This is a genomic window from Plasticicumulans sp., from assembly GCF_035331805.1.
In the GTDB taxonomy this organism is placed as follows: Bacteria; Pseudomonadota; Gammaproteobacteria; order Competibacterales; family Competibacteraceae; genus Plasticicumulans.
This window is the reverse complement of sequence record NZ_DAOLKE010000051.1, coordinates 1-6,623: the sequence shown is the minus strand read 5'-3', so window position 1 is coordinate 6,623 and position 6,623 is coordinate 1. Positions and strand designations below refer to the sequence as shown.

At 70.4% G+C, this 6,623-nt stretch carries 6 protein-coding genes; 3 read left to right on the top strand and 3 right to left on the bottom strand.

The genetic code is table 11. The features are described from left to right. Positions 1 to 13: 13 nt before the first annotated feature. Both PKE44_RS05900 and PKE44_RS05895 read right to left on the bottom strand, forming a co-directional pair. The gene (locus tag PKE44_RS05900) at positions 14 to 301 is read right to left on the bottom strand and encodes a hypothetical protein (protein WP_324549007.1); all 288 of its coding nucleotides are present in this window, start codon (positions 299 to 301) and stop codon (positions 14 to 16) included. A gap of 124 nt (positions 302 to 425) precedes the next feature. After that, the gene (locus PKE44_RS05895) at positions 426 to 1,856 is read right to left on the bottom strand and encodes a nicotinate phosphoribosyltransferase (RefSeq protein WP_324549005.1); all 1,431 of its coding nucleotides are present in this window, start codon (positions 1,854 to 1,856) and stop codon (positions 426 to 428) included. Between the two features lie 180 nt (positions 1,857 to 2,036). Between PKE44_RS05895 and PKE44_RS05890 the strand changes: the two genes are divergently transcribed. Then, a complete protein-coding gene (locus PKE44_RS05890; RefSeq protein ID WP_324549003.1) occupies positions 2,037 to 2,555 on the top strand; it encodes a hypothetical protein in 519 nt (172 codons plus the stop codon). 18 nt (positions 2,556 to 2,573) lie between these two features. Here the strand turns inward: PKE44_RS05890 and PKE44_RS05885 are convergent, their stop codons facing one another. After that, positions 2,574 to 3,716 (bottom strand): EAL domain-containing protein, encoded by a 1,143-nt coding sequence (locus PKE44_RS05885; protein WP_324549001.1) that lies wholly within the window; start codon positions 3,714 to 3,716, stop codon positions 2,574 to 2,576. A 519-nt stretch (positions 3,717 to 4,235) separates the two neighbouring features. Here PKE44_RS05885 and PKE44_RS05880 point away from each other — a divergent pair. Beyond that, positions 4,236 to 4,607 carry a hypothetical protein gene (locus PKE44_RS05880; RefSeq protein WP_324548999.1) on the top strand — a complete coding sequence of 124 codons (372 nt, stop codon included), beginning with the start codon at positions 4,236 to 4,238 and terminating at the stop codon, positions 4,605 to 4,607. A gap of 306 nt (positions 4,608 to 4,913) precedes the next feature. Beyond that, positions 4,914 to 6,623 (top strand): acyl-CoA dehydrogenase (locus PKE44_RS05875; RefSeq protein WP_324548997.1); only part of this gene is annotated, 1,710 nt, incomplete at its 3' end.

The following is a 6,623-nucleotide window of genomic DNA, read 5'->3' as shown; positions in this document are numbered from 1 at the left end:
GGCGGACGGTGCTTCAGGCCGCTTCGGCCGGAATCAGGTCGTACAGCGCGCACAGCGCGACCGCGCGCGGCCACGGCGCCGTGAAGTCGCCTTCGACGTAGGCGCGGATCAGGTTCAGTGCCCAGTTCAGGCGGGTTTCGTCGAGGGCGCGCAGATCGACGAATCCCAGCAGGCGGGCGTCCGCCATGTAGGTGCTGGCATAGATCGCAGCGAGCGCACGCGCCGACGGCGTGCCGCGCGCTTCGGCCGTACACCAGTCGTAGACGAAGCGCTCGACGATGGCGGGGTCCATATCGGTCATGCCTGCTCTCCTCGATACGTCTGGCCGACAGGGAAGGTGCATGCCGGCCACGGGTCAGGCGACCGGACCCCGGTCAGGATAGTCGAACATCCGGCGCGCGCCGGCCGCCGATCCCCGATACTCCCTACGGAAACGCGCTTCGGCCGAACCCGGCTTCGGCGCGGGCGCGCACGTCGGCAAAATCCTGCTCGCGCAACAGCTTGCCGTCGCGCCAGACCGGCTCCAGCATCGGCTGCCATTCCCCGGCATCGAGCGTGCCCTCGATCGCCGTGCACCAGCGTCCGTCGCCGCGGTGGCGGTGGCTGGCGATGCGCCCGGCCTTCGAGGCCTTGCCCGGATCGCCCTGCGGACGCTTGCAGATGTCGCGGGCCTCGCCGTCGACGACACCCCACGAGGCCTTCTGCGCGAACGAGAAGGTGTCGCGGTTGACCTTCTGCAGCAGCGCGCCGCCCATGCCGAAGGTGCCGAAGCAGTCGAGGCTCCAGCCGGCATCGGCGATGGCCGTGCAGAGATGCGCGAGGCTCGAAAGATCGATGCCGTCGCCCTGCAGCAGGCGCACGCCGTCGAGCACGCGGTAGCCCTTGCCGTTGATGCTGAAACCGAAGCTGTGCCCGAGCGATTCGAGCGCGTAGCGGATGCTGTCGATCGGGTCGCCGGAATCGAGCCGCACGACCAGCGTGCCACCGGCGGCAAGCACCTCGTCGCGCAGCGTCCGGCCCCAGTGCTCGTCGACGGCGCGCGCGAGGCTCCAGGAGTCGCTGACCACCGAGTAGATCGCGCCGGGCCGGCCGAAGCGGCGCACCATGTTGCGGTAGGCGTCGAGTTCGCCGGCCTCGCCCCACATCGTCATCGTCGAATGCTCGGCGGCCGGCACCGAGAACGCCGGCATGCCGTCGGCCGGGCCGTAGCAGGTGCGGATCGCGCGGATCGCCTCGACCGTGTCGGTGCCCATGAAGTTGACCAGATGCGCCATGCCGCCGAGGCGCGCCGATTCGGCCGAGGACACGCCGCGGGCGCCGAAGTCGTGCAGCTTGAACGCCAGCGATGCGGCCGGATCGTCGGAAGTGCGTTCGAGCGCGGCGCGCAGGGTTTCCTTGGCCGTGCGGCTGATGGTCGCGACCGTGGTCGGATACCAGATCGCGCGCAGCAGCGCGGTTTCGAGGTAGCCCGTCAGCCAGGGCACGGCCGGATCGGTGTTCTCGATCGTCACCAGCGCCTGGCGCAGCGGCACGCGGCTGCCCTCGGGCACGGCGCGGATCTCGACCGGCAGCCAGCCGCCGTGGCGATCGAGGATGTGCTGCCAGCCGTCGAGGTTGAACGGCTCGCCGTGCGTCGCGAACAACTCGCGCGCCTCGGCGAGGTCATCGGCGCCGACCGGCCGCGACAGATACGTCTTCAGGAAGGCCTGCAGACCGAAGAACAGCGTCGCGTCGACGCCATCGACGTGGCTCGCACGCGCCTCGATGTAGGCGTAGACCTGCGTCGTGCCCGGCGGGTACTGCAGCCAGTGCGAAGCCTTGTAGGAATCGGTGTCGAGAATCAGGTTGCTCTGCATGCGCGCAGGCTCCAGGCAAACGGAACCGGGCCGGCCGCGACGGGCCGGGGCTGCTGCCGGCTCGCCGGAGACCGGTCCGTTGACCCTGACACCGCCGCCCCGCGGCTGGCAAGCCCGTCGTCCTGCGCCGGCCGCCTATGCTGGCGGCGTCCGTCCGCCAGCCCTGGAGTCCTCCTGCCGATGCGCCGCCCGATCGTATTGCTGCGGAGTGCCTGCCTGAGCCTGTGCCTGAGCCCGCCGGTTTGGGCCGCACCACCGCCGGCGCTGCTCGAACAGGTGCAGCGGCTGAGCGAGCTGCTGCGTGACGGCTACGCAAGCTGGTATCGCGAGGCAACCGAAACGCAGACGCTGCAGCCCGATGCCGGGCAGACGCTGCTGCTGGTGCTGTTCACGGTCGAGGGTTTCGGCGGCGGCAACCGTCATACGCAGTACCTCGCAGCCTTCGAAGCGGGCGAAGGCGCCGGCGGCAAGCCGTACTACACGCTGCTCGACGTGATCGCGATCGGCGGCAAGGGCTGGCGGGCGATCGAAAAACTGCAGGCGCGGGCCGCCCGTGGCCGCACGCCCGGCGAGATCGTGCTGAGCCTGCCGGCGAAGGTGGTCGGCCCCGACGATGCGCCGAACTTCCCGGGCCGCCCGGCCAGCGTGCGGCTGAGCCTGCGCGACGGGCGCTTCAGCGAGCAGGCCGGTGCGCGCTGAAAGAGAGCGGGCGCGGTTTCAGCCGGCGACGGGCAGCGGGTCCGGCGTCGGCCGGCCGTACAGATAGCCCTGGATCAGGTCGAAGCCGGCCGCCTCGCAGAAGTCGGAGTCCTCCTGCGCCTCGATGCCCTCGGCGAGCGTGCGCACGCCCATGCCGGCGGCCATGCGCACGAGGTCGGCGACCATGGTCTGCACGCGCTGCGGCTTGGAGCTGATGCCGCGCACCAGGCCGATGTCGAACTTCAGCACGTCGGGCGGCACTTCCATGATCTCGACCAGCCGCGCCTGACCGGCACCGAAGTCGTCGTAGGCGAGCTTCATGTTCAGCTCGCCGAGCAGCGCGCGCACATCGCGCATCAGCTCGATGTCGGCGATCGCCTGCTCGTGGACCTCCATGACCATCGGCAGCACCGGCGCCATCACGCGCAGCTCGCCGAGCAGCCGGCGCAGCAGCGGGATCGACATCTCGGCCGGCATCGTGTTGAAGAACACGCGCGACAGCCCCAGCTCCTGCGCGCGGCGGATGCCGGTCTTGCGGAACAGGTCGCTCAGTTCGACCGTGCGGCCGGTCGCGTGCGCGATCTTCAGCAGTTCCGCCGGCGAGCTCGACAGCCCCGGCTGCGCACCGCGCCCGAGCAGTTCGTAGGCAACGACCTGCTTGCCGTGGCGCAGGCTGATGATCGGCTGGAACCACGGCGACACCGCGCCCTTCGCCAGCAGATCGAAGAACAGCTTCTCGTGGGCCGCAGCCGTGAAGGTTTCCGGCAACGCGGCCACCTGCTGGAACATCGTGCCGCCCTCGATGCCCTCGACCACCGGCGCCGGAGCCTTCGACTGCTCGCGATGCACCAGCCGGAAGGCCATCTTGGCGAAATGCACGATGTCGCCATCGTTGAGCGACTGCGGCGCGCGGGCCTCCAGGCGCTGGTAGTTGACGAAGGTGCCGTTGGTGCTGCCCTCGTCACTGAGCAGCGGCCGGCCGGCCCCGTCGAATTCGAGTCGCGCATGCTGGCGCGACACCCCGGTGTCATTCAGGTACAGGTCGCAGCTCTCGACGCGCCCGACGATGAACGGTGTGCCGGTGATGCGCACCAGCCAGTGGCCGCCCTGATCGCTGACGCCTTCGAGAAACCAGCCTGCACCTGCTTCGCTTGCAACCATTTCGCCCCCCGGCGACCCGGCCCCGATACGGATCGCGCACCCGGCCGATCATAGGCCAGCAGACGTTCCCGGCCACCGGCAATTGACGTATCCCGCAGGGTCTGCGATGCACTTTCCTGCCGCCGGCCGGTGCAGGGGGTGGCGCGGCTGCAGCGCCGGATGCTTCCTGCTGTCTTCGTGCTGCCCGCATGCTGTTGGGGAAAGCCCGAAAAAAAGCGGCCGGCGCAGGGGGAGCGCCGGCCGAGATCGAGGGGGGCGACATCCGACAGATGCCGTGATACAGAATAAACTTGTATTTTAATTTCGCATAGCGTCAATCAATTCCTGAACCATCATCAGTCGAAATTTAATGTTCAACTAAATTTACATCATGAACGATACGCCATACACCTCATGGCCCTGCGTTGCAAGGAATACAGCCCTCGCGCCTCGCGATGCCGTCCTGCCGCCCGCAGCCGGTGACGGCCACGGCCACGGGTATGGATGCGGAGCGCCGATCCTGAATCCGGACCGCTCGCCATGCGTGCCCTGAGGGTCGTGCTGCTGTACGCGGTGCTGGCCGCCGGCTGCGGCAACCCGGCGGTGGAGTCCTACGTGGACGTGGCGCCCGGCGAACTCGCAGCCGTGCTCGCCGCGCATGCCGAGCGGCGCGAGCGCATCGGCTACCGGGTGCGCATGCGCTCGGGCGTGCTGCCGGCCAACGAGACCGAACTCGAAGACCTCTGCGCCGACTGGCAGCTGTACCGCCGGCGCATCAAGCGCCTGATCCGCACCGGCGACGAGAACGGCCTGCTGACCGCGCAGTCGCGCCTGCAGCAGACCGAACACTGGCTCGATGCCTACGATCCACGGGACGTGGAAGCCATGAAGAACTGGATCCGGCGCCGCTGAGACACGGAACCCGCAGCCCCTCACCGCTGCCCGATGTCCTGCTGCCCCGGCATGGCGCAGCCAGCCCCGGATGCGGCAGCACGCCGTGACAGGTCGTTTCAGGACGCTGCGGCGAGGGGCTGCCATCATCAGGTCGCCCTCCGGATCGGCCGCGGCTTCCGCTGGAAAGCCGGGCGCAGCGGGAACGGAGCGCAGCGCAAGCGCCTGATTCCGGGCAGCGGCTGTGCTACGGATGTTGTCAGCACAGGCGTGGCTGCCCCTCCTGCCCGGCGCATGCCATCCGCCCCCGTGCCGGAGAACCCGATCATGAGCACCGCCATCGCCGGACTGATCCTGCTGCTGCTCGCCGGCCTGGCCCTGGCCGCCGCCCGCGTGTCCCTGCCGGTGGCCACGGCCGTCCTCGGCGCCGGCCTGCTGCTCCTCGATGCCCTGGCCGACGGCGTGCGCGGTCTCTGGCTGGCCTGGCTGCCGCTGCTCGCCTGGAACCTGACGCCGCTGCGCCTGCGCCTGCTCGCGCCGCTGCCCGATCACGTGCGCCGGGCGCAGCCGCCGATGTCGGACACCGAGCGCGAGGCGCTCGCCGCCGGCACGGTCTGGTGGGAGGCGGAACTGTTCGCCGGCGATCCGCACTGGCAGCGGCTGCTGTCGCTGCCGGCCCCGGCCCTCAGTGCCGAAGAACAGGCCTTCCTCGACGGCCCGACCACGGCGCTCTGTGCGCAGATCGATGACTGGCGCATCACGCACGTCGATCGCGACCTGCCGCCGGCGCTCTGGCAGACGATCCGCACGCAGGGCTTCCTCGGCATGATCGTGCCGCGCGCATACGGCGGGCTCGGCTTCTCGGCGCAGGCGCACTCGGCGGTCGTCACGCGCATCGCCTCGCGCTCGGTCAGCGTCGCGGTCACGGTCATGGTGCCGAACTCGCTCGGGCCGGCCGAACTGCTGCTCGCCTACGGCACGCAGGCCCAGAAGGACCACTGGCTGCCGCGGCTGGCGCGCGGCGAGGACATTCCCTGCTTCGCGCTGACCGGCCCCGAGGCCGGCTCCGATGCCGCGTCGATCCCGGATCGCGGCGTCGTCTGCCGCGGCCTGCACGCGGGCCGCGAGACGCTCGGCATCCGCGTGAGCTGGGACAAGCGCTACATCACGCTGGCACCGGTCGCGACCGTGCTCGGCCTCGCCTTCCGGCTGCACGACCCCGACGGCCTGCTCGGCGATCGCGCCGACATCGGCATCACGCTGGCGCTGATCCCGACCACGCACCCCGGCGTCGAGATCGGCCGCCGGCACTTCCCCGGCAACCAGGCCTTCATGAACGGCCCGACGCGCGGGCGCGACGTGTTCATCCCGCTCGACTGGATCATCGGCGGCCCGGCCTGCGCCGGGCACGGCTGGACGATGCTGATGGAATGCCTCGCGGCCGGCCGCGGCATCTCGCTGCCGGCCAACGGCACGGCCGGGGCGCTGTACGCAGCGCGCGTCAGCGGTGCCTACGCGCGCGTGCGCCGGCAGTTCAAGCTGCCGATCGGCCGCTTCGAAGGCGTTGCCGAGGCGCTGGCGCGCATCGGCGGCCACGCCTACGTGCTCGAAGCCGCACGCCGGCTGAGCACGCTGGCACTCGATCTCGGCGAGAAGCCGGCCGTGGTCTCGGCGATCGTCAAGTACCAGTCGACCGAGCGCATGCGCGCGGCGGTCAACGACGCGATGGACATCCACGGCGGCAAGGGCATCTGTCACGGGCCGTCGAACTGGCTGGCCGGCGTCTATCAGGCGCTGCCGATCGGCATCACCGTCGAGGGCGCGAACATCCTGACGCGCACGCTGATCGTGTTCGGCCAGGGGGCCCTGCGCTGTCATCCGTGGCTGCGCAGCGAACTGGCGGCCGCCGGAAACCCCGACCGGCGCGCGGCGCTCGCTGCGTTCGACCAGGCCTTCCGCGGCCACCTCGGTCACCTGCTCGGCACGCTGGCGCGCGCCGGCGGCCGGGCGCTGAGCGCCGCCGCCTTCGCCCCAGCG

Coding starts and splice junctions, on each gene's coding strand:
- PKE44_RS05900 (WP_324549007.1), bottom strand. CDS start 301: ATGACCGATATGGACCCCGCCATCGTCGAGCGCTTCGTCTACGACTGG.
- PKE44_RS05895 (WP_324549005.1), bottom strand. CDS start 1,856: ATGCAGAGCAACCTGATTCTCGACACCGATTCCTACAAGGCTTCGCAC.
- PKE44_RS05890 (WP_324549003.1), top strand. CDS start 2,037: ATGCGCCGCCCGATCGTATTGCTGCGGAGTGCCTGCCTGAGCCTGTGC.
- PKE44_RS05885 (WP_324549001.1), bottom strand. CDS start 3,716: ATGGTTGCAAGCGAAGCAGGTGCAGGCTGGTTTCTCGAAGGCGTCAGC.
- PKE44_RS05880 (WP_324548999.1), top strand. CDS start 4,236: ATGCGTGCCCTGAGGGTCGTGCTGCTGTACGCGGTGCTGGCCGCCGGC.